Genomic DNA, 19,143 nt, shown 5'->3' with positions numbered 1-19,143 from the left:
ATTCGGAATGATGCCCGATCCCTAGACTTTCTCCCAGGCCCCACCCCGAGGGCCCTCACAGGAGCACCATCCATGACCACCCGCATCCCCCGCCGCACCCTCGCCGCCGCCGGCCTGGCGGCCCTGGCCCTCGGCCCGCTGGCCGGCACCGCCGGGGCACAGGACTTCCCGAACCGCCCCATCCGCATCATCGTGCCGTTCACGGCCGGCGGCAGTTCCGACGTGCAGGGGCGGCTGCTAGCCGACCACCTGGGCAAGCTCTACAAGCAGTCCGTGGTCGTGGAAAACCGGCCCGGTGCCGGCGGACACATCGGCGGCAAGGCGGTGGTCGACGCGCCCCCCGATGGCTACACGCTGATGCTCGGCTCCATTGGCCTGCATGCCACCTATGGCGTGTACAGGAAGCTGCCCTACAACCCCGCCACCGACTTCAAGGTGCTGACCATCCTGGCGGAAATGCCGCATGTGGTGGTGGCCAATGAAGCGCTGGCCGTGACGGACCTGAAGTCGCTGATCGCCCTGGGCCGCAAGTCGCCCGACGCGCTCAACTTCGGCTCGGCGGGCGTGGGGTCGTCCGTGCACATGATCGGCGAGCTGTTCAAGGCCTCGGCCGAGGTGCCCATGACCCACGTCGCCTACAAGGGGAGTTCCGCCGCGTTGAACGACCTGATGGGCGGGCAGATCCAGCTCATGTTCGAAAACCCGCCCACCGTGCTGGCCCATGTGCGCAACGGCCGGCTGAAGGCGCTGGCTGTCACGGGCAAGACCCGTTCCCCGGCCCTGCCCGACGTGCCCACCGTGGCGGAAGCCGCCATCCCGGGGTTTCTCGCGACCTCCTGGACCACGGTGGCCGTCGGTGCCCAGGTGCCGGATGCGCTGGCGAACAAGCTGAGCAACGACATCCGGGCCATCGTCTCCTCGCCGGCGTTCACGCAGGCGCTGGCCGCGCAAGGCATGACGCCCGTGGCCAACACCCGCGAGGCGGCCACCCGCTTCGTCGCGGCCGAGAAACAGCGCTGGGACGGCATCATCGACAAAGCGAAGCTGGTGGCCGAATGACGAGCCATCCGCAGGCACCCTGCGCGGTGCGCCGGGTCGGATCGACCGACCAGCATTACTTTTTCGGCTACTACAACAAGAGCAACTGGCACCGCGGCGGCCGCTACCTGCTGGCGCAGCAGGTGCCGTTCAAGGACGCACCGCTCACGCCCACGCTGGAGGCCGGGATCGGCTATTTCGATCTGCAGGAGGGGGCGCGATTCCGCGAGCTCGATCGCACCCGCGCCTGGAACTGGCAGATGGGCAGCCAGCTGCAATGGCTGGATGGCCTGGGCGGGCGCCAGCTGATCTACAACGTGAGGACCACCGACGCTGACGCCCGCTACCCCCACTTCGGCGCCATCATCCTCGATGCCGACACCGGCGAGCGGCGCAGCCTGCCGCTGCCGGTCTACGTCGTGGCGCCGGACAGCCGCTACGCCCTGTGCGTGGACTACCGCCGGCTCTACCTCACCCACGAGACCATCGGCTACAGCGAGCCGGGCGCCCCCTTCGACCTGCCACGGGCCCCGGCCGAGGATGGCATCCACCGCATGGATCTGGCGACGGGCGAATCGCGCCTGCTGGTGAGCTACCGGCAGCTGCGCGACTTCCATCCGAAGCCATCGATGGACAAGGCCATCCACTGGGTCAGCCACATCGAGGTCAATCCCTCGTCCACGCGCGTGCTTTTCCTGCACCGCTGGACCGAGCGGATCAAGGACGAGACCTGCTTCCTCCACCGCCTGATCACCATGAACCCCGATGGCAGCGGCATGCGGCTGCTGGAGTGCTCGGACCACCCGCTGCCGCAACTGGACGAAGCCTTCGACCCCAGCGCCGTGGGCACCTTCGACTACGAAAAATCCGAGTACCAGATCTCGCACCCGCTGTGGCGCAACGACCGCCAGGTCATCGTGTGGGGGCCGCATGCCGGCGAGATCCACTACCACCTGTACGACGACGCCGACGGCGGTGCGGTGCAGGTGGTCGGGCGCCACGTGCTGACGGAGAACGGCCACATGACCTTCTCGCCGGTGGACGACCGCTGGTTGTTGAGCGACACCTACCCGGACGCGCGCACGCACGAGCGGATCCTGTTCCTCTACGACATGCGGACCGGCGCCCGCCACGACCTGGGCTCCTTCCACGCGGATCCGGCCCTGAGCAAGGAGAACCGCTGCGACCTGCATCCGCGCTGGAGCCGGGACGGCCGCCAGGTCTGCATCGACTCGGTGCACGGGGAAGGCCGGCAGATGTACATCGTGGACGTCGGTCACCTGACGGGGGTGGGCCCAGACCGGTAAGGGTGTGCCTTGTGTCCGATCCGTGTCCGGACAATAATATACGACGTATAAATAAGGACACCGAATGACCACCGCACACGTTTTCATCGCCACCAGCCTGGACGGCTTCATCGCGCGCCAGGACGGCGACATCGACTGGCTGCTGCAACGCGACGATCCCGCCGAGGACCACGGCTACACCGCGTTCATCGCCGACAAGGAGATGATCGTGATGGGCCGGGGCAGCTTCGAAAAGGCACTGAGCTTCGACACCTGGCCCTACGACCGGCCCGTCATGGTGCTCTCCAGGCAGTTGGCCGACGCGCCCGTGCCCGAAGCGCTGAAGGGCAAGGTCCGCTTCTCCAGCCTCGCGCCCCGGGACGCGATGGAGCACCTGGCCGAACAGAACGTGCGCCGGGTCTATGTGGATGGAGGGCAGGTGGTGCAGTCCTTCCTGCGCGAGGGTTTGATCGCCGACATGGTGGTCACCACGGTCCCTGTGCTGATCGGGTCGGGAAGGCCGCTGTTCGGCGCGTTGGCACAGGACGTGGCCTGGCGCCTGGTGGCCAGCCGCAGCTTTCCTTCCGGCCTGGTGCAATCCACCTACCGGCTCGCCCCATGAACCGACCACGGGGGCGCCCGGCCCAGGGGACGGGGGTGGCCCGCGACGACATCCTGACGGCGGCGCTGGCGCTGCTGGATGAAAGCGGTGGGCAAGGCTTGACGATGCGCGCCCTGGCCACGCGGCTGGGCGTCACGCCGATGAGCCTCTACCACCACGTGGAGAACCACGCCGGGCTGCTGCGGGCGCTGTCGGATCGCGTGTATGCCGAGGTGCTGGAGGGTGCGCCAGGGCTGGCCGCCCCTCGGGCAGACCTGCAGGCGATCCTGACCCGCTACCACGGCGCCGTGGGCCGCCATCCGCAACTGACGCTGGCCATCTTCGCCACACCGGAGGCCTTTGCCGGGGTGACGCGCCAGATCACCGATCGCCTGGGCCTGCTGCTGGCGCAGATCACGGCCGAGCCCGACCTGTGGCGCGACGTGCTGGTGGACCATGCCCACGGCAGCGGCCTGGCCCTGGCCTCGGCCCACGGCGATCCGAAGCGGGCCCAGGCCCTGCAGGCGGACTACCAACTGGCCCTCGACCGCCTGCTGGACCGTTTGACGGCGCCCTGACGGCGCCGGGCTCAATCGAAGGTCACCGTCGCCCTCAGCTCGTCCCTGGCTTCCCGGATCGCGGCCAGGTGCGCGGCCCGAAAGGCTTCCATCGACATCCGCTCCGCGCGCACCGACAGGCTCACCGCGGCGATCGTCTTGTCCGAGATGCTGGAGATCGGCACCGCGATGGAGCGCACGCCCAGCTCCAGCTCTTCGTCGCACTCGGCCCATCCGAAGGTCCGGCAATGCTCCACCTGGCCCGTCGCGGAGGCGATGTCCTGCACCGTCTTCGGCGTCCAGGGGTCCAGGGGGGTGGTCGCGAGGTAGCTCACCACGTCCTCGCGGGGCAGCGTCGACAGCACCGCCCGGCCCAGCGCGGAGCAGAAAGCCGGCAGGCGCGACCCGATGCCCAGCCCGGTCGACAGCGTGCGCCGGCCCGTGGACCTGGCAATGATGAGGACCTCGTGGTCCAGCAGCAAGCCCAGCGAGGCGGACTGGCGCGTGCGATCGGCCAGCTTGTCGAGCACTGGCTGCGCCACCTGGGGCGCCGGTCTCGACATGAGGTACGACCTGGCCAGCAGCAAGGTGCGCGGCGCCACCCAGAAGCGCTTGCCATCGCTGTGCAGGTAGTCGAGTTCGTGCAGCGTCAGCAGAAGCCGGCGCGCCGTGGCCGGTGTGTAACCCGTCAGGCGCGCCACTTCGGACAGGTTCAGCTTGGCGTGCTTGCGCTCGAAGCAGAGCAGGACCTTCAGCCCCTTCTCCAGGGACGCGATGAAATCGCGCGGGTGCGATCGTTGGGCGTCGGTCATGGTCGCATTATTGCGCAATGCGCAAAACCGCATTGCTTCGGAACGGCCCTGTCGACAGAATTCGCTGGCTGTTCCGATGCCTCGCCCGACCAGGTGGGCACGGGGCAGGCTCCCCCAACTTTCAGAGCGCCCAACCATGATCAAGAGACGACAACTTCTAGGCATCGCACCGCTGCTGGCGGTCCCCCTCCTCGCGCGTGCGAACGACTATCCCCGCATGCCCATCAACCTGGTGACGCCGCTGGCCGCGGGCGATGCGGCGGACCGGGCCGCGCGCCTGATGGGGCAGGAGCTTTCGAGGTTGCTGGGCACCGCCGTGACGGTGGCGAACCGCCCCGGTGCCGGTGGCTCCCTGGGCACCCAATCCGTCATCCGCGCGCCCAAGGACGGCTACACCCTGCTCTACGCGCAGAACAGCCCGCTGACCATCCGGCGCGTGATCGAACCGGATGCCGCCAACTACGATCCCTTGAAGGACCTCGTGCCTCTGGCCTTGACCACCCGAAGCCCTTCGGTGCTGGTGACCTACAAGGACGCGCCCTTCAAGACCGTGAAGGAAATGATCGAGCAGGCGCCCAAGAGCGCCCACGGCATCCGCATCGGCAACGCCGGTCCCGGCTCCGTCGGCGAAATCAGCGTGCAGTTGATGAACGCGGCCACCGGCGCCTCGTTGAGCTCCGTGAACTACAAGGGCGCGGCACCCGCCGTCACCGACCTGCTCGGCGGCCACATCGATGCCGTCGTTCTCGCGCTGGGGGCGGTCAGCGCCCACATGCGCACCGGCGCGTTGCGCGCCCTGGCCATCTCTTCGCCCTTCCCCGAGTTCCCCAACGTGCCCACGCTGCGCCAGGCGGGCTACAAGGCCGACCTTCTGGGCGTGTGGTTCGGCTTCTTCATGCCCGCCGGTGTTCCCAAGGACGTGCTCGACAAGATCGTCCCCGCCCTGGAAGAGGTCGCCCGCAACGCCAGCATCTCGGCGCAGCTGCTGCCGGCGGGGATCGTGCAGGAATGGGGCTCCGCCAGGGCCCTTTCCGAAGAAATCACCAACGAGTACCGGGCCGTCAGCGAGTTGCTCGGCCCGGCGTCCAAGAACACCAAATGAAAGCGGTTGTGATGTCAAAGGGTATTCATGTGGCCATCGTGGGCGGTGGCATCGGCGGTCTCGCCGCCGCGGTCGCGTTGCGCCATCGGGGGATCAGCGTCGCGGTGTACGAACAGTCGGGCGTGTTGCGAGAGGTCGGTGCGGGCATCTTCGTCTACCCCAACAGCCTGAGGCAACTGGAGCGCATGGGCCTGGGCGATGCCCTCGCCCGCGTGGGCGCCAAGGTCGGCGCCGGGTCCGAGTACTACCGCATGGACGGCACGGTCGTGGGCAAGATCCTGACCACCGACTCCAGTGGCTGGAGCGGCATGTACGGCATGCACAGGGCCGACATCCTGAAGGTGCTGGCGGACGCGCTCCCACCCAGCTCGATCCACACCGGCCATCGGTGCGTCGACTTCAGCCAGGACGAGCACGGCGCCCGCCTGGTCTTCGAGAACGGCCATGTGGCGAACGCCGATGTGGTGATCGCCGCCGACGGCATCAACTCGGTCTTGCAGAAGCACGTCGTCGAGCCGTCCGCCCCAGAGTACGCCGGCTTCCGGGCGTACCGGGGCCTGATCTCCGCGGACAAGCTCCCCGAGTGGCGGCGCGAGGCGCACCAGGTCTGGATGGGCGATGGCAAGCACTTCATGGTGTTTCCCGTCCGCGGTGGCGAACTGGTGAACTACGTCGGCTTCGTGCCGACGACCAGCGAGACCGCCGAGTCCTGGTCCGCCATCGGCGACCGCGACGAACTCGCCGCCTCGTTCACCGGCTGGGATCCCCGCGTGACCGGCCTGCTGGACAAGGTGGAGACCTGCTTCTGGTGGGGCCTCTACGACCGCAAGCCGCTAGGCCAATGGGTGAACGGACGCCTGGCACTGCTGGGCGATGCCGCCCACCCCATGCTGCCCCACCTGGGCCAGGGCGCGAACCAGGCCATCGAAGACGGCACGGCCTTGGCCGTTCTGCTGCAGACCTGCGCCGAAGGCCGCTCCGTGAAGGACGCGCTCAAGCGCTACGAGGCGCTGCGCCGCCCGCGCACGTCCATGGTGCAGGCGGAGGCCCGCAAGAACGGCATGCGCTACGACTCCAAGTACGCGGACCTGGGCCAGCGCGATCGGGAGATCGCGAACTCCGCCACGCTGCGCAAATCGCTCTACGACCACGACATCGAGAAGGAAGCCCTCGAGTCCCTGAGCCTCGATGGGGTGTCGGCCTGAGCACCCAGGCGTCGCATCGCCGCCTCCATTCGGGGGCGGCGTTGGCGACGACGCTTACTCCCACTCGATGGTCGCTGGCGGTTTGGAGCTCACGTCGTAGGTCACGCGGTTGATGCCGCGCACCTCGTTGATGATGCGGCCGCTGACCTTCTTGAGCAGCGCGTAGGGCAGCTCGGCCCAGTCGGCGGTCATGAAGTCGCTGGTCTGCACCGCGCGCAGCGCCACCACGTAGTCGTAGGTGCGGCCATCGCCCATCACGCCCACGCTCTTGACCGGCAGGAACACGGTGAAGGCCTGGCTGGTGAGCTCGTACCAGGTCTTGCCGCTGTGCGGGTCGACGGTGGAGCGCAGTTCCTCGATGAAGATGGCGTCGGCCCGGCGCAGCAGGTCGGCGTAATCCTTCTTGACTTCGCCCAGGATGCGCACGCCCAGGCCCGGCCCCGGGAACGGGTGGCGGTAGACCATGTCGTGCGGCAGGCCCAGCGCCACGCCCAATTCGCGCACCTCGTCCTTGAACAGGTCGCGCAGGGGTTCGAGCAGTTTCAGGCCCAGTTGCTCGGGCAGGCCACCCACGTTGTGGTGGCTCTTGATGGTCACGGCCTTCTTGCTCTTGGCCCCACCGGATTCGATCACATCCGGGTAAATAGTGCCTTGTGCCAACCACTTGGCGCCTTTTGTTGAAGCACCACTTGAAATGAGTTTGGCGGCTTCCGCCTTGAACACCTCGACGAATTCGCGGCCGATGATCTTGCGCTTGGCCTCCGGATCGCTCACGCCGGCGAGGTGGCCGAGGAACTGGTCGGCCGCGTCCACCCGGATCACCTTGGCGTGCAGCTTGCCGACGAACATGTCCATCACCATGTCCCCTTCGTTCAGGCGCAGCAGGCCGTGGTCGACGAAGACGCAGGTGAGCTGGTCGCCGATGGCGCGGTGGATCAGCGCAGCCGCCACGGAGGAATCGACGCCGCCGGACAGGCCCAGAATGACCTCTTCGTCGCCCACCTGCTGGCGGATTTTCTCCACCGCCTCGGCGATGTGGTCGCGCATCACCCAGTCGGGGTTGGTGCCGCAGATCTCGAGCACGAAGCGCTCCAGCAGCGCCCGGCCCTGCACGGTGTGCGTGACCTCGGGGTGGAACTGCACCGCGTAGAAGCGGCGCTCCTCGTCGGCCATGCCGGCGATCGGGCAGCTCGCCGTGCTGGCCATGAGCTTGAAGCCCGGGGGCAGCTCGGTGACCTTGTCGCCGTGGCTCATCCACACCTTGAGCATGCCGTGGCCTTCGGGGGTGGTGAAGTCGGCGATGTTCTTGAGCAGCGCCGTGTGGCCCCGGGCGCGCACTTCGGCGTAGCCGAACTCGCGCGTGTGCGAGCCTTCCACCTTGCCACCCAGCTGCTGCGCCATGGTCTGCATGCCGTAGCAGATGCCCAGCACGGGAATGCCCAGCTCGTACACCGCCTCGGGCGCCTTGTCGTCCACCTCGTACACGCTGGCGTGGCTGCCGGAGAGGATCACGCCCTTGAGCTGGCCGTCGGCGGCGAACTCGCGCACCCACTCGCTGCTGACGTCGCAGGGGTGCACTTCGCAGTACACGTGGGCTTCGCGCACGCGGCGGGCAATCAGCTGGGTGACCTGGGAACCGAAATCGAGGATGAGGATTTTCTGGTGCTGCATGGGGTGTAAGTGGGTGCGGCGAGAAAAAGAAAAAGGCCGTCTCGCTGGACGGCCTGCTGGGCGGTGGGTTTCACTCCGCCCGGTAGTTCGGGGCTTCCTTGGTGATCTGCACGTCGTGCACGTGGCTTTCGCGGATGCCGGCCGAGGTGATCTCGACGAATTCGGCCTTGTCGCGCATGTCCTCGATGCTCGGGCAACCGCAGTAGCCCATGGCCGCGCGCAGGCCGCCGGCCATCTGGAAGATGATGGAGACCACCGAGCCCTTGTAGGGCACACGGCCTTCGATGCCCTCGGGCACCAGCTTGTCGGCATTGGGGTTGCCGGTGCTGCTTTCCTGGAAGTAGCGGTCGGCGCTGCCCTGCTGCATGGCGCCGATCGAGCCCATGCCTCGGTAGCTCTTGTAGCTGCGGCCCTGGTACAGCACGATCTCGCCCGGCGCCTCTTCGGTGCCGGCGAACATGCCGCCCATCATCACGGTGTTGGCGCCGGCCGCGATGGCCTTGGCGATGTCACCGCTGTAGCGGATGCCGCCGTCGGCGATCATCGGCACGCCAGTGCCCCGCAACGCGGTGGCCACGTTGTCGATCGCCATGATCTGCGGCACGCCCACGCCGGCCACGATGCGGGTAGTGCAGATCGAGCCCGGGCCGATGCCGACCTTGACCGCGTCGGCACCGGCTTCCACCAGGGCCAGCGCGGCGGCGCCGGTGGCGATGTTGCCGCCGATCACGTCGATCTGCGGGTAGTTCTGCTTGACCCAGCGCACGCGGTCGAGCACGCCCTTGCTGTGGCCGTGGGCGGTGTCGACCACGATGGCGTCCACGCCGGCCTTGACCAGCGCTTCCACACGTTCCTCGGTGCCCTCGCCCACGCCCACCGCCGCGCCCACGCGCAGGCGGCCGGCGGCGTCGCGCGCGGCGTTGGGGAAGTTGAGCTGCTTGGTGATGTCCTTCACCGTGATCAGGCCCTTGAGCTCGAAGGCGTCGTTCACCAGCAGCAGGCGTTCCAGCTTGTGCTTGTTGAGCAGTTTCTTGGCCTCGGCGGGCGTGGTGCCGTCGGGCATGGTGACCAGGCGCTCGCGCGGCGTCATGATCTCGCTCACCGGCAGGTCGTAGCGGGTCTCGAAGCGCAGGTCACGGCCGGTGACGATGCCCACCACCTTGCCGGCGTCGATCACCGGGAAGCCGGAGACGCCCAGGTCGTCCGAGAGCTTCATGACCTGGCGGATCGTGGTCTGGGGAGAAATCACCACCGGGTCGCGCAGCACGCCCGATTCGTAGCGCTTGACCTTGGCCACGTGGGCCGCTTGTTCCTGCGCCGTGAGGTTCTTGTGCACGATGCCGATGCCGCCTTCCTGGGCGATCGCGATCGCCAGACGGGCTTCGGTGACGGTGTCCATGGCCGCGGAGACCAGGGGCAGGTTCAGCTGGATGTTGCGGGAGAACTGGGTGGCAAGCGAGGCGTCCTTGGGCAGGACCTGGGAGTACGCTGGCACCAGCAACACGTCGTCGAAGGTGAGCGCTTTGCCGAGGAGGCGCATGGGTAAAGCTCCAAAAGCGTCGATTGTAGCCGGCCGACCTTCGGGCAAACCCGCACACCCCGTCCCACCCCGGGTACCGCTCAGGCTCGAAAAGCTACCGCTCCTGCGGCTTGTGGCCGATAAAACCGCAGATGCCACCATGCGCGCAGGGGCCCGCCGCTAAACTCCGCCAATGCCTCAAAAACGCCCTTCGAAGCCGTCCTGGCGAGCCCCTCTGGCGGCGGGATTCCTGCTGCTGGCCTGCTCGATCGCCTCCGCGCAATGGGTCTGGAAGGAAGGTGATCGCAAGGTGTTCAGCGACACCGCGCCCCCCGCCAGCGTGCCCGACAAGAACATCCTCAAGCGCCCCGGCGGCGGCAGCGCCCCGATGCCCGCGCCGGCCGCGGTCGCGCCCGCCAGCACCGAGACCGGCGCAGCGTCCCCCGCGGGTGCGGCGCCTCAGGCGGCAGCCCCTCAACTGCCCACGGTCGACAAGGAACTCGAGGCCAAGAAGAAACAGACCGAACAGACCGAGGCCGCTCGCCAGAAGGCCGAGGAGCAGCGCGTCGCGCAGGCGCGCACCGAGAGTTGCAACCGCGCCAAACAGGCCAAGGCCACCCTGGATTCCGGCGTGCGCCTGGCCACCACCAACGCCAAGGGCGAGCGCGAGATCATGGACGACAAGGCCCGCACCGCCGAGGCCAAGCGGCTGGATGACGTGATGCGCGGCAACTGCGGGCCGATGCCCAAGTCCGGCCCTCAGTAACCGGCCTTCGACCCCGGGCGCCGGCGGGCGAACAGCCCCGTGGAGCGCGCGCCCTGCCCCATGAAGCGTTCGCGGCGCGCCACCTTCGGGTCCACCCGCAACCCACGCACCACCTCCACCCGATCACCCTCGCGCAACATCCGGTCCCAACCGGCCTTGCGCCCCCAGATGCCGAGCGCCAGCGGTTCGGCCTCGATGTCGGGAAAGCGCCGCAGCCAACCCGCCTGATCGAGCGCCTGGCGCAGCGTGCACCCCTCGGGCACATCGAGCACCTCTTCCACCACCTCGCGGGGTGCCGGAGCGTGCATCAGTGTGATCTTCATGGGGTGGTGATCAGTCCGCGCCGTACACCTGGTCGGCCCGCTTCACGAAAGCGTCCACCAGGCTGCCGGCGATCTTGTCGAACACCGGGCCGACCAGGGCCGCCAGGGCCGAACTGGCGAAGCCGTAGCTCAGCTTGAAATCGACCTTGCAGGCACGCTGGTCACCCTCACCCAGAGGGGTGAACTCCCACACGCCATCAAGCTGGGAGAATGGCCCGTCGACCAGCTCCATGTGCACCCTGCGGTCGGCCTCGTGCGTGTTGCGGGTGGTGAAGCTCTGGCGCAGGCCGCTGATGGCGATGCCCACGCGGGCCACCATGCCCGCCTCGTTTTTTTCCAGCACCTGGCCCTGATCGCACCAGGGCAGGAACTCGGGGTAACGCTCGATGTCGGTGACCAGCGCGAACATTTCGTGTGCGCTGTGCCAGAGCAAAACGGACTTGTGAATGGTTTTCATACAATCCAACTCATTGTATTGGCCTGAAACGGCCGCACCTTCCGCTTCATGTCCACCAAAAGCAGCAAAGAATCTTCCACCAAAGGCGTTGACAGCCGCATCGCCGAGAACCGCAAGGCGCTCTTCAACTACGCGATCGAAGAACGCTTCGAAGCGGGCATGGTGCTGGAAGGCTGGGAGGTCAAGGCCCTGCGCGAGGGCAAGGTGCAGCTCACCGACGGTTATGTGGTGATCCGCGAGGGCGAGATGTTCCTCATCGGCTGCCAGATCAACCCGCTGCACACCGCCTCCTCCCACGTGAGCCCGGACTCGGTGCGGACCAAGAAGCTGCTGCTGCACAAGGAGCAGATCCGCCGCCTGGTCGGCAAGGTCGAACAGAAGGGCTATGCCCTGGTGCCGTTGAACCTGCACTGGAAGACCGGCAAGGTGAAATGCGAGATCGCGCTGGGCAGGGGCAAGGCCGAACACGACAAACGCGACACCATCAAGGACCGCGAAGGCAAGCGCGAGGTCGAGCGTGCGATGAAGTCGCGCAGCCGCTGAGGTTTTTTCGTGGCGCGGGAATAAACCCGCCACAGCCGGCGTTCATCCCTGTGCAGAGCCTGTCTGCCCATACCTTCAACGGAGAACGCCATGAAATTCCTGATTCCCCTGACCCTGGCAGCGGCCCTGCTGGGTGGCTGCGCCTCGATGTCGTCCGCCCCGGCCCCTGCCATGGCCAGCGATGGCGTGCTGGTCGGCCCCAACCGCATGACCCTCTACACCTTCGACCGCGACGTGGCGGGCAGTGGCAAGTCGGTCTGCAACGGGCCCTGCGCCACCAACTGGCCGCCGCTGATGGCCGGTGGAAACGACAAGGGCAACGGCGACTACACCGTCATCACGCGCGACGACGGCCAGAAGCAGTGGGCCCTGAAGGGCAAGCCGCTGTACTACTGGGCCAAGGACACCAAGCCCGGCGACAAGACCGGTGACGGCTTCAACAACGTCTGGCGCGTGGCCAAGCCCTGAGCCGCCCCCAGCCCACCACGGCCACTGCCACGCCGAGACATGAGACGCGCCGAGCTGATCGACCAGATTCCCGGTCTGCGCCGCTATGCGCGCGCGCTCACCGGCGACCCCTGGGCGGCCGATGACCTGGTGCAGGACACGCTGGAGCGGGCCTGCGCCAAGTGGCGGCTCTGGACGGCCGGTACGGATCTGCGGGCCTGGCTCTTCACGCTCATGCACAACCTGCACGTCAGCGGCCTGCGCCGGGTGCAACGCCGCGAAGGCAGCGGCCTGCCGGTGGACCCGGACGACGTGGCGGCCGAGCTGGTGGCGCCCGACGCCGCGCAGGACCTGGCCATGGACCTGCAGCGCTGCCTGCTGCGCCTGCCCGAAGAACAGCGCGTGGTGTTGCTGCTGGTGAGCCTGGAGGACATGAGCTACGAGCAGGTGGCCCGCATCACCGGGAGCCCGATCGGCACCGTCATGTCGCGGCTCTCGCGCGCCCGCACCCGCCTGCAGGCGCTGATGAACGCGGCGGCCCAGAGCGTGCCGCCCGATGCCTACGCTCTTCCCCATCTGAGGCGGCTGAAATAGCACCGCCCGCAAAGCCATGGACACCCCCCTCACCCAGCCGCTGACCGACGCCGAGATCAATCGCCTGCTCGATGGCGAGGTGCAGGGTGCCGAGCGGGACGCGCTGTTGCAACGGCTGCAGGGCGATCCGCACGGCCGCGAGCGCCTGGCCCACTGGCAGACCCAGCGCGACGCCATCCGACAGTTGCATACCGACCTGCTGCAGGCACCCGTGCCGCCCGGCATGCGGGAAGCCGCGCACCGCGCCAGCGATGCACAGGCCCGCGTGTCAGGCTGGTGGCGCTGGGGCGGCATGGCGGCCGGCATCGTGCTGGCCTTCGGCGTCGGTCGTTTGTCGAACCACGAATGGCCGAGCGGGCCCGCGCCAGGTTCTGCCCCCTTGGCCACCCTGCCCGCCTTCGCGCGCGACGCATCGGTCGCCCACGCGGTGTACTCCCCCGAGAAGCGGCACCCTGTGGAGGTGGGCGCGGTGGATCAGGAGCACCTGGTGCAATGGCTGTCGCGCCGCACCGGCAAGGCGCTCAAGGTGCCGCGCCTCGATGCCTTGGGCTACGAACTCGTGGGTGGCCGCCTGCTGCCGGGCGACGTGGGTGCGCGCGCGCAGTTCATGTTCCAGAACGCCCAGGGCGTGCGCATCACCTTGTATCTTGGCGCCCTCGCCCCCACCACGGAACCTGCCGAGGCCAGCGGCGAAACCGCCTTCCGCTTCGCGCAGGAGGGCCCGGTGCCCGGCTTCTACTGGGTGGACCAGGGGTTCGGCTACGCCCTGAGTGGGCCGCTGAGCCGCGACGCACTCATGGCCTTGGCCGAGGCGGTGTACCGCCAGCTCTAAGCTGCGGCCTCAGCCCAACCGCCGCAGCGGGTGCTCGTCCACCGGCCAGGGGCTCTCGAAGAAAGCCGCGACCTCCGCTGGCGTCACGTCTTCGATGCGGGCCGGGTTCCACCGAGGCGCATGGTCCTTGTCCACCGCCAGGGCGCGGATGCCTTCCACCGTTTCGCTGGCGGCGCCGGGGCGCAGGTGGAAACAGCGATGCACCATGTCGCGCTCCATGCGCAGGTCGTCGGCCAGGCCCATGCCACGCGCGCGTCGGATCTGGTCGAGCACCACGTGCAGCATCAAGGGCGAGCGCTGGCGCAGGGTGGTGGCGGTCTGGCGGGCCCAGTCGCTGTCGGTCGCTTCGAGCGCGGCGATGATCTTCGGGACATCGGGCAGGCCGAAGATCCGGTCCACCTCTTTCGCCGGCCACGGGGCGGGCGCTGCGGTGGTGCTGAGGTGGCTCGTGCACCAGCGTTCCACCGACGCGCCGTTTTCGAACGGCGTGCGCTCGAGCGAGGCCCACAGGCCGGGCAAGCGGCCGGCGTCGATGAAGCCATCGGCCAGGCCCGCCGTGATGGCCTCGCGGCCGGTCAGCACCAGGCCCGTGAGCGCCAGGTACTCGCCCAGGCGGCCCGCGCAGCGGCTCAGGAAGTAGCCCCCGCCCACATCAGGAAACAGGCCGATGTTGGTTTCGGGCATGGCCAGCTTGCTGCGCTCGGTGACGATGCGCAGGCTCGCGCCCTGGCTGATGCCCATGCCACCGCCCATCACGATGCCGTCCATCAGCGCGATGTAGGGCTTGGGGTAGGTGTGGATCAGGTGGTTGAGCGCGTACTCCTCGGTGAAGAAGTCTTCCAGCGCTGCATCACCGGCCAGGGCCGCCTGGTGGAAGAAGCGGATGTCGCCGCCCGCGCAGAACGCGCCGAACGGGCCTTCCTTGTTGACCCCGCGCACCACCACCGCGAGCACCGCGTCATCGTCGCGCCAGGCCTGCAAGGTCTGCGTGAGGCTGCGAAGCATGTCGAGCGAGAGCGCGTTGAGGGCCTTGGGGCGGTTCAGGGTGATGCAGCCCACGCGCCCCCGGATTTCGGCAACGACATGGGTTTCGGGTGTCAGAGAAGTCATCTTTGTTCTTCCGGTCAGTCGATCATTGTGGCTGTTTGTCCACCGTCTGGATACGCGGGGTGCCAGCGCGCGAACGCCAGCCAAGCAGTTCGTTGAGCACCAGCGCGCCAATGACCAGCGAGCCGCCGGTCAGCACCTCCGGGCCGGGCACTTCGCCCGCGCCGGCCCAGGCCAGCAGGATGCCGAAGATCACCTCCAGCAGCGCGAGCAACGACACCTCGGGCGCCTTGAGCGAACGGGCGCACACAACGGCCAGCGCGCAGGGAATGGCCAGCTGCACCAGGCCAAGCAGGGCCAGCCAGGCCACGTCGGTGCCCGTGGCCTCGAATGGCAGCGCCAGGGGCAGCGTCGCCAGCGAGGACAGGAGGCCACCCAGCAGCACCGAGGGCACGAGGTCGATCTTTTCGCCATGGGTCTGGCCGCGTTGCACCACGGTCCAGTTGATGGCAGCGGCCACCGGCACGCACAGTGCCGCCAGCGAGCCGGCCACCAGGCCACCGGTCTGCGTGGCGGGGTCGCTGAAGGCTTGCAGGAACTGGCTGCCGTACATGTACACGATGCCCGCGCCGGCCGCCACGATGGCCAGCCAGGTGCGCAGCGCGAGCCGCTGGCCGAGCACCGCGCGCGCCACCAGCGCGGTGAACAGCGGGCCCACCGACATGATGATGAGCACGTTGGCCACGGTGGTGAAGGTCAGCGCCAGCATGAAGGCGGTGAACATCACGCTCCAGCAGACGCCCGAAATCCAGAACGCCTTGGAGCGCGCCAGCACGCCCCAATGGCGCTCGAGCATTCCCTGCCCGGGGTCGTCGGCGATCTGCCCCGCCGCGCGGTCGGCGGCGCGCCACCAGGGCAGGATCACCAGCAGCGACAGCGTGGTGAAGGCGCTGCGCCAGAACGTGACCTCGAAGCGCGCCGCCGATTCGAGCTGGCGCGAGACCACCCCCGCGATCGACCACATCAGGGTCACCACGATCATCATGAACACCGCCTGGGTGTGCGTCAGGCGACTGAGGGCACGAAAGGGCATGGTCTGTTCGTAAAAAAGGCCGCGTCCCGGGAGACAACGGCCTGTGCGGAGCGATCAGCCTTCGCGGCTGGCGCGCTTGCGGTCGTGCTCCTTCAGGTGGCGCTTGCGCAGGCGGATGCTCTTGGGCGTGATCTCCACCAGCTCGTCGTCCTCGATGAACTCCACGCCGTACTCCAGCGTGCACTCGATGGGCGGCGTGATCTTGATCGCGTCTTCCTTGCCGCTGACACGGAAGTTGGTCAGCTGCTTGGTGCGCGTGGCATTCACCACCAGGTCGTTGTCGCGGTTGTGGATGCCGACGATCATGCCTTCGTACACCGGGTCGCCAGCGCGCACGAACATGCGGCCGCGGTCGTCCAGCTTGCCCAGGGCGTAGGTGAAGATTTCACCGTCGTCCATGGAGATCAGCACGCCGTTCTTGCGGCTGGCGATGTCGCCCTTGTGCGGCTCGTAGCCGTCGAAGATGTTGGCGATCAGGCCCGAACCGCGCGTCAGGTTCAGGAACTCGTTGGTGAAACCGATCAGGCCACGGGCCGGGATGCGGTACTCCAGGCGCACGCGGCCGCGGCCATCGGGTTCCATGTTCACCAGCTCGCCCTTGCGCTCGCCCAGGGCCTGCATCACGCCGCCCTGGTGCTGCTCTTCGATGTCGGCCGTCACCATTTCGATCGGCTCGTGGCGCTCGCCGTTGATCTCGCGGAACACCACGCGCGGCTTGGACACGGCCAGTTCGTAGCCTTCGCGGCGCATGTTCTCCAGCAGGATGGTCAGGTGCAGTTCGCCCCGGCCCATCACTTCGAAAATGCCGTCTTCGCTGGTTTCCTTGACGCGCAGCGCGACGTTGCTTTGCAGTTCCTTCTGCAGGCGGTCCCAGACCTGGCGGCTGGTCACGTACTTGCCTTCGCGGCCGGCCAGCGGGCTGGTGTTGACGCAGAAGTTCATGGTCAGCGTCGGCTCGTCGATCTTGAGCATGGGCAGCGGCGCCGGGTTGAGCGGGTCGGTGATGGTCACGCCGATGCCGATGTCGGCAATGCCGTTGATCAGCACGATGTCGCCCGGGCCGGCTTCGGTCACCTGCACGCGGTCCAGACCCTGGAAGGTCAGCACCTGGTTGACGCGGCCCTTGATGGTCTTGCCATCGGGGCCTTCCATCACCGCCACGTCCATGCCGGGCTTGACGATACCGGCGCTGACGCGGCCCACGCCGATGCGGCCCACGAAGGTCGAGAAGTCGAGTGCGGAAATCTGCAGCTGCAGCGGTGCGCTCGGGTCACCCTTCTGCGACGGCACGTGCTTGAGCACGGTGTTGAACAGGGCCGACATGTCCGGGCCCCACTGCTCGCCGGGCGCGCCCTCGACCAGCGAGGTCCAGCCGTTGATGCCCGAGGCGTAGACCACGGGGAAGTCGAGCTGCTCGTCGTTGGCGCCCAGCTTGTCGAACAGGTCGAAGGCGGCGTTGATCACCTTGTCGGGGTTGGCACCCGGCTTGTCCACCTTGTTGACCACCACGATGGGCTTGAGGCCCAGGGCCAGCGCTTTCTTGGTCACGAAGCGCGTCTGCGGCATCGGGCCTTCCTGCGCGTCGATCAGCAGCACCACACCGTCCACCATGGACAGGGCGCGCTCCACCTCACCACCGAAGTCCGCGTGGCCGGGGGTGTCGACGATGTTGATGTGCGTGCCTTCCCAGCTCACCGCGCAGTTCTTGGCCAGGATGGTGATGCCGCGCTCGCGCTCGATGGCGTTGTTGTCCATCACCGTGTCGACCACCTTCTCGTGCTCGGCGAAGGTGCCCGACTGGCGCAGCAGTTGGTCCACCATGGTGGTCTTGCCATGGTCAACGTGGGCAATGATGGCGATGTTGCGGATTTGTTTGCTCATGATGTGAGTTCCGGTGAGGTTTCCAGGATTTGCTGTATTTCGGAGGGGCTCAGCAGTCGCCCCGGGATCAACTCCCCGGCCTGGGTGTGGGCACTGCCCAGCAGCACGGAAGATGGGAGGGAGGATGGGTCGGAAGTCGTGTGGGGCACGGGACCGAAGACCGCCACGCGGGCGCTGTCAGCCCACCCGCCCCGGCGGCGCACGCCGCTGAGAAAGCGCCCGGCATCGTCGGCGCCGAGCGTGACAGGGTCATGACCTTCCAGCAGGGACTGCACCGGCAGCAGCCGCGCCAGCCGGTCCTCTTCGCTCAAGGCTTCCAGCGCATCCAGTGCGATGCACTGCGAGACGTCGAATGGGCCGGTGGCGATGCGCCGCAGCGCGATGAGATGGCCGCCGCAACCCAGGGCTTCGCCAATGTCTTCACCCAAGGTGCGGATGTAGGTGCCCTTGCTGCAGCGCACCTGCAGGCGCAATTGCGGGGCCTCGCCCTGCAGCTGCATGTCCAGCAGCTCCAGATCGCGGATGACGACGTGGCGCGCTTCGCGCTCCACCGTCTCGCCGTCCCGCGCGTACTCGTAGAGCGCCTTGCCATCCTTCTTCAAGGCACTGTGCATGGGCGGCACCTGGGCAATGGGGCCTGTGAAGCGGTCGAGCACCTCGACCACCTGCCCCGCCGTGCACGTCACGGGGCGCGACTCGATGACGTCGCCCTCGGCATCGCCGGTGCGGGTCTTCACGCCCAGGCGCACGGTGGTCTCGTAGGTCTTGTCCGCGTCCAGGTGGATCTGGCTGAATTTGGTGGCGGCACCGAAACACAGCGGCAACACCCCGCTGGCCAGCGGGTCGAGCGTGCCGGTGTGGCCCGCTTTTTCCGCGCGCAGCAACCACTTGGCCTTCTGCAAAGCCTGGTTGCTGGAGAGACCCAGCGGTTTGTCGAGCAGCAGCACCCCATGCACAGGGCGCCGCTGCACCCGTGTGCGTGGCGCGTGCATGCTCATTCTTCCTTTGAACGAGAAGAAACGGCCTTGGAAATCAAGGCGTTCATGTCGGCCGCGCGCTCGGTGGTGCGGTCGAACACGAAATGCAGCGTCGGCACGGTGTGGATGTGCAGGCGCTTGAACAGGCCATTGCGCAGGAAACCGGCCGCCGCGTTGAGGCCTTGCAGGGTCTCATCGGGGTTGCCGGTCAACAGGCTGAAGAACACCTTGGCGTGCGCGTAGTCGGGCGTGACCTCCACCGCATTGATCGTGACCATGCCCACCCGCGGGTCCTTGAGCTCGCGCGCGATCAGCTCGGCCAGATCCCGCTGGATCTGGTCGGCCACGCGGAAACCGCGGTTGGGGGTGGATGATGCTTTGCGGGGCATGGT

At 67.7% G+C, this 19,143-nt stretch carries 21 protein-coding genes; 11 read left to right on the top strand and 10 right to left on the bottom strand.

Translation table 11 applies throughout. The annotated features are described in order from the left end of the window. Positions 1-72: 72 nt before the first annotated feature. From AC1Q9M_RS17785 to AC1Q9M_RS17770, 4 genes are all read left to right on the top strand, one after another. Positions 73-1,059: a Bug family tripartite tricarboxylate transporter substrate binding protein gene (locus tag AC1Q9M_RS17785; protein ID WP_291117212.1), complete on the top strand. Its 987-nt coding sequence runs from the start codon at positions 73-75 to the stop codon at positions 1,057-1,059. Continuing rightward, the gene (locus tag AC1Q9M_RS17780) at positions 1,056-2,345 is read left to right on the top strand and encodes a hypothetical protein (protein WP_492434886.1); all 1,290 of its coding nucleotides are present in this window, start codon (positions 1,056-1,058) and stop codon (positions 2,343-2,345) included. The genes AC1Q9M_RS17785 and AC1Q9M_RS17780 overlap by 4 nt, the downstream gene beginning before the upstream one ends. A 64-nt stretch (positions 2,346-2,409) precedes the next feature. Further along, positions 2,410-2,946 (top strand): dihydrofolate reductase family protein, encoded by a 537-nt coding sequence (locus tag AC1Q9M_RS17775; RefSeq protein ID WP_444686654.1) that lies wholly within the window; start codon positions 2,410-2,412, stop codon positions 2,944-2,946. Beyond that, the gene (locus AC1Q9M_RS17770) at positions 2,943-3,503 is read left to right on the top strand and encodes a TetR/AcrR family transcriptional regulator (protein WP_492434884.1); all 561 of its coding nucleotides are present in this window, start codon (positions 2,943-2,945) and stop codon (positions 3,501-3,503) included. The genes AC1Q9M_RS17775 and AC1Q9M_RS17770 overlap by 4 nt, the downstream gene beginning before the upstream one ends. 11 nt (positions 3,504-3,514) lie before the next feature. Here the strand turns inward: AC1Q9M_RS17770 and AC1Q9M_RS17765 are convergent, their stop codons facing one another. Then, positions 3,515-4,294, bottom strand: a complete 780-nt coding sequence (locus AC1Q9M_RS17765; protein WP_291117224.1) for an IclR family transcriptional regulator domain-containing protein — start codon at positions 4,292-4,294, stop codon at positions 3,515-3,517. A gap of 217 nt (positions 4,295-4,511) precedes the next feature. Between AC1Q9M_RS17765 and AC1Q9M_RS17760 the strand changes: the two genes are divergently transcribed. Continuing rightward, positions 4,512-5,396 (top strand): tripartite tricarboxylate transporter substrate binding protein, encoded by an 885-nt coding sequence (locus AC1Q9M_RS17760; protein WP_382157593.1) that lies wholly within the window; start codon positions 4,512-4,514, stop codon positions 5,394-5,396. Between the two features lie 11 nt (positions 5,397-5,407). After that, a complete protein-coding gene (locus AC1Q9M_RS17755; protein ID WP_382325072.1) occupies positions 5,408-6,601 on the top strand; it encodes an FAD-dependent monooxygenase in 1,194 nt (397 codons plus the stop codon). Positions 6,602-6,655: 54 nt separating this feature from the next. Here AC1Q9M_RS17755 and guaA read toward each other — a convergent pair whose 3' ends face one another. Further along, positions 6,656-8,272, bottom strand: coding sequence for a glutamine-hydrolyzing GMP synthase (gene guaA / locus AC1Q9M_RS17750; protein WP_382157590.1), 1,617 nt, complete (start codon positions 8,270-8,272; stop codon positions 6,656-6,658). A 70-nt stretch (positions 8,273-8,342) separates the two neighbouring features. Further along, positions 8,343-9,812 (bottom strand): IMP dehydrogenase, encoded by a 1,470-nt coding sequence (gene guaB, locus AC1Q9M_RS17745; protein ID WP_492434880.1) that lies wholly within the window; start codon positions 9,810-9,812, stop codon positions 8,343-8,345. A 172-nt stretch (positions 9,813-9,984) separates the two neighbouring features. Here guaB and AC1Q9M_RS17740 point away from each other — a divergent pair, with 172 nt between their 5' ends. After that, positions 9,985-10,557: a DUF4124 domain-containing protein gene (locus tag AC1Q9M_RS17740; protein ID WP_382325074.1), complete on the top strand. Its 573-nt coding sequence runs from the start codon at positions 9,985-9,987 to the stop codon at positions 10,555-10,557. Here the strand turns inward: AC1Q9M_RS17740 and AC1Q9M_RS17735 are convergent. Both AC1Q9M_RS17735 and AC1Q9M_RS17730 read right to left on the bottom strand, forming a co-directional pair. Further along, positions 10,551-10,880: an RnfH family protein gene (locus AC1Q9M_RS17735; protein WP_382325076.1), complete on the bottom strand. Its 330-nt coding sequence runs from the start codon at positions 10,878-10,880 to the stop codon at positions 10,551-10,553. The two genes, AC1Q9M_RS17740 and AC1Q9M_RS17735, sit on opposite strands and share 7 nt — an antisense overlap. Positions 10,881-10,890: 10 nt before the next feature. Further along, the gene (locus AC1Q9M_RS17730) at positions 10,891-11,337 is read right to left on the bottom strand and encodes a type II toxin-antitoxin system RatA family toxin (RefSeq protein WP_382325078.1); all 447 of its coding nucleotides are present in this window, start codon (positions 11,335-11,337) and stop codon (positions 10,891-10,893) included. Positions 11,338-11,385: 48 nt separating this feature from the next. On the opposite strand from AC1Q9M_RS17730, the gene smpB reads away from it, so the two are divergent. From smpB to AC1Q9M_RS17710, 4 genes are all read left to right on the top strand, one after another. Beyond that, entirely contained in the window at positions 11,386-11,880 is a 495-nt protein-coding gene (gene smpB, locus AC1Q9M_RS17725; RefSeq protein WP_291115673.1) for an SsrA-binding protein SmpB, read from the top strand. Positions 11,881-11,970: 90 nt separating this feature from the next. Next, positions 11,971-12,348 (top strand): COG4315 family predicted lipoprotein, encoded by a 378-nt coding sequence (locus AC1Q9M_RS17720; RefSeq protein ID WP_444686658.1) that lies wholly within the window; start codon positions 11,971-11,973, stop codon positions 12,346-12,348. A 39-nt stretch (positions 12,349-12,387) separates the two neighbouring features. Further along, positions 12,388-12,921, top strand: coding sequence for a sigma-70 family RNA polymerase sigma factor (locus tag AC1Q9M_RS17715; protein ID WP_382325082.1), 534 nt, complete (start codon positions 12,388-12,390; stop codon positions 12,919-12,921). 16 nt (positions 12,922-12,937) lie between these two features. Then, entirely contained in the window at positions 12,938-13,753 is an 816-nt protein-coding gene (locus AC1Q9M_RS17710; protein WP_444686659.1) for an anti-sigma factor family protein, read from the top strand. Between the two features lie 9 nt (positions 13,754-13,762). Here AC1Q9M_RS17710 and AC1Q9M_RS17705 read toward each other — a convergent pair whose 3' ends face one another. The 5 genes from AC1Q9M_RS17705 to rbfA are packed head-to-tail and all read right to left on the bottom strand — an operon-like array spanning position 13,763 to position 19,140. Further along, positions 13,763-14,863: an enoyl-CoA hydratase/isomerase family protein gene (locus AC1Q9M_RS17705; protein ID WP_382325086.1), complete on the bottom strand. Its 1,101-nt coding sequence runs from the start codon at positions 14,861-14,863 to the stop codon at positions 13,763-13,765. A gap of 22 nt (positions 14,864-14,885) precedes the next feature. Next, positions 14,886-15,893, bottom strand: a complete 1,008-nt coding sequence (locus tag AC1Q9M_RS17700) for a DMT family transporter (RefSeq protein WP_382325088.1) — start codon at positions 15,891-15,893, stop codon at positions 14,886-14,888. A 54-nt stretch (positions 15,894-15,947) separates the two neighbouring features. Beyond that, a complete protein-coding gene (gene typA / locus AC1Q9M_RS17695) occupies positions 15,948-17,774 on the bottom strand; it encodes a translational GTPase TypA (protein ID WP_382157572.1) in 1,827 nt (608 codons plus the stop codon). Further along, a complete protein-coding gene (gene truB, locus AC1Q9M_RS17690) occupies positions 17,771-18,766 on the bottom strand; it encodes a tRNA pseudouridine(55) synthase TruB (protein WP_492434875.1) in 996 nt (331 codons plus the stop codon). Before truB ends, typA begins: the two co-directional genes overlap by 4 nt. Positions 18,767-18,768: 2 nt before the next feature. Beyond that, positions 18,769-19,140: a 30S ribosome-binding factor RbfA gene (gene rbfA / locus AC1Q9M_RS17685; RefSeq protein ID WP_291115695.1), complete on the bottom strand. Its 372-nt coding sequence runs from the start codon at positions 19,138-19,140 to the stop codon at positions 18,769-18,771. Between the last annotated feature and the right edge of the window lie 3 nt (positions 19,141-19,143).

This window comes from Hydrogenophaga sp. GW823-FHT04C09, assembly GCF_058796355.1.
This window is presented reverse-complemented; position numbering and strand designations above follow the sequence as displayed.

Bases quoted from the DNA above. Each gene is read 5' to 3' on its own strand.
- AC1Q9M_RS17740 (WP_382325074.1), top strand. From the start codon at position 9,985: ATGCCTCAAAAACGCCCTTCGAAGCCGTCCTGGCGAGCCCCTCTGGCG.
- AC1Q9M_RS17700 (WP_382325088.1), bottom strand. From the start codon at position 15,893: ATGCCCTTTCGTGCCCTCAGTCGCCTGACGCACACCCAGGCGGTGTTC.
- AC1Q9M_RS17735 (WP_382325076.1), bottom strand. From the start codon at position 10,880: ATGAAGATCACACTGATGCACGCTCCGGCACCCCGCGAGGTGGTGGAA.
- AC1Q9M_RS17715 (WP_382325082.1), top strand. From the start codon at position 12,388: ATGAGACGCGCCGAGCTGATCGACCAGATTCCCGGTCTGCGCCGCTAT.
- AC1Q9M_RS17785 (WP_291117212.1), top strand. From the start codon at position 73: ATGACCACCCGCATCCCCCGCCGCACCCTCGCCGCCGCCGGCCTGGCG.
- typA (WP_382157572.1), bottom strand. From the start codon at position 17,774: ATGAGCAAACAAATCCGCAACATCGCCATCATTGCCCACGTTGACCAT.
- AC1Q9M_RS17765 (WP_291117224.1), bottom strand. From the start codon at position 4,294: ATGACCGACGCCCAACGATCGCACCCGCGCGATTTCATCGCGTCCCTG.
- guaA (WP_382157590.1), bottom strand. From the start codon at position 8,272: ATGCAGCACCAGAAAATCCTCATCCTCGATTTCGGTTCCCAGGTCACC.
- AC1Q9M_RS17775 (WP_444686654.1), top strand. From the start codon at position 2,410: ATGACCACCGCACACGTTTTCATCGCCACCAGCCTGGACGGCTTCATC.
- AC1Q9M_RS17755 (WP_382325072.1), top strand. From the start codon at position 5,408: ATGTCAAAGGGTATTCATGTGGCCATCGTGGGCGGTGGCATCGGCGGT.
- smpB (WP_291115673.1), top strand. From the start codon at position 11,386: ATGTCCACCAAAAGCAGCAAAGAATCTTCCACCAAAGGCGTTGACAGC.
- AC1Q9M_RS17730 (WP_382325078.1), bottom strand. From the start codon at position 11,337: ATGAAAACCATTCACAAGTCCGTTTTGCTCTGGCACAGCGCACACGAA.
- guaB (WP_492434880.1), bottom strand. From the start codon at position 9,812: ATGCGCCTCCTCGGCAAAGCGCTCACCTTCGACGACGTGTTGCTGGTG.
- AC1Q9M_RS17705 (WP_382325086.1), bottom strand. From the start codon at position 14,863: ATGACTTCTCTGACACCCGAAACCCATGTCGTTGCCGAAATCCGGGGG.
- rbfA (WP_291115695.1), bottom strand. From the start codon at position 19,140: ATGCCCCGCAAAGCATCATCCACCCCCAACCGCGGTTTCCGCGTGGCC.
- AC1Q9M_RS17720 (WP_444686658.1), top strand. From the start codon at position 11,971: ATGAAATTCCTGATTCCCCTGACCCTGGCAGCGGCCCTGCTGGGTGGC.
- truB (WP_492434875.1), bottom strand. From the start codon at position 18,766: ATGCACGCGCCACGCACACGGGTGCAGCGGCGCCCTGTGCATGGGGTG.
- AC1Q9M_RS17770 (WP_492434884.1), top strand. From the start codon at position 2,943: ATGAACCGACCACGGGGGCGCCCGGCCCAGGGGACGGGGGTGGCCCGC.
- AC1Q9M_RS17760 (WP_382157593.1), top strand. From the start codon at position 4,512: ATGCCCATCAACCTGGTGACGCCGCTGGCCGCGGGCGATGCGGCGGAC.
- AC1Q9M_RS17710 (WP_444686659.1), top strand. From the start codon at position 12,938: ATGGACACCCCCCTCACCCAGCCGCTGACCGACGCCGAGATCAATCGC.
- AC1Q9M_RS17780 (WP_492434886.1), top strand. From the start codon at position 1,056: ATGACGAGCCATCCGCAGGCACCCTGCGCGGTGCGCCGGGTCGGATCG.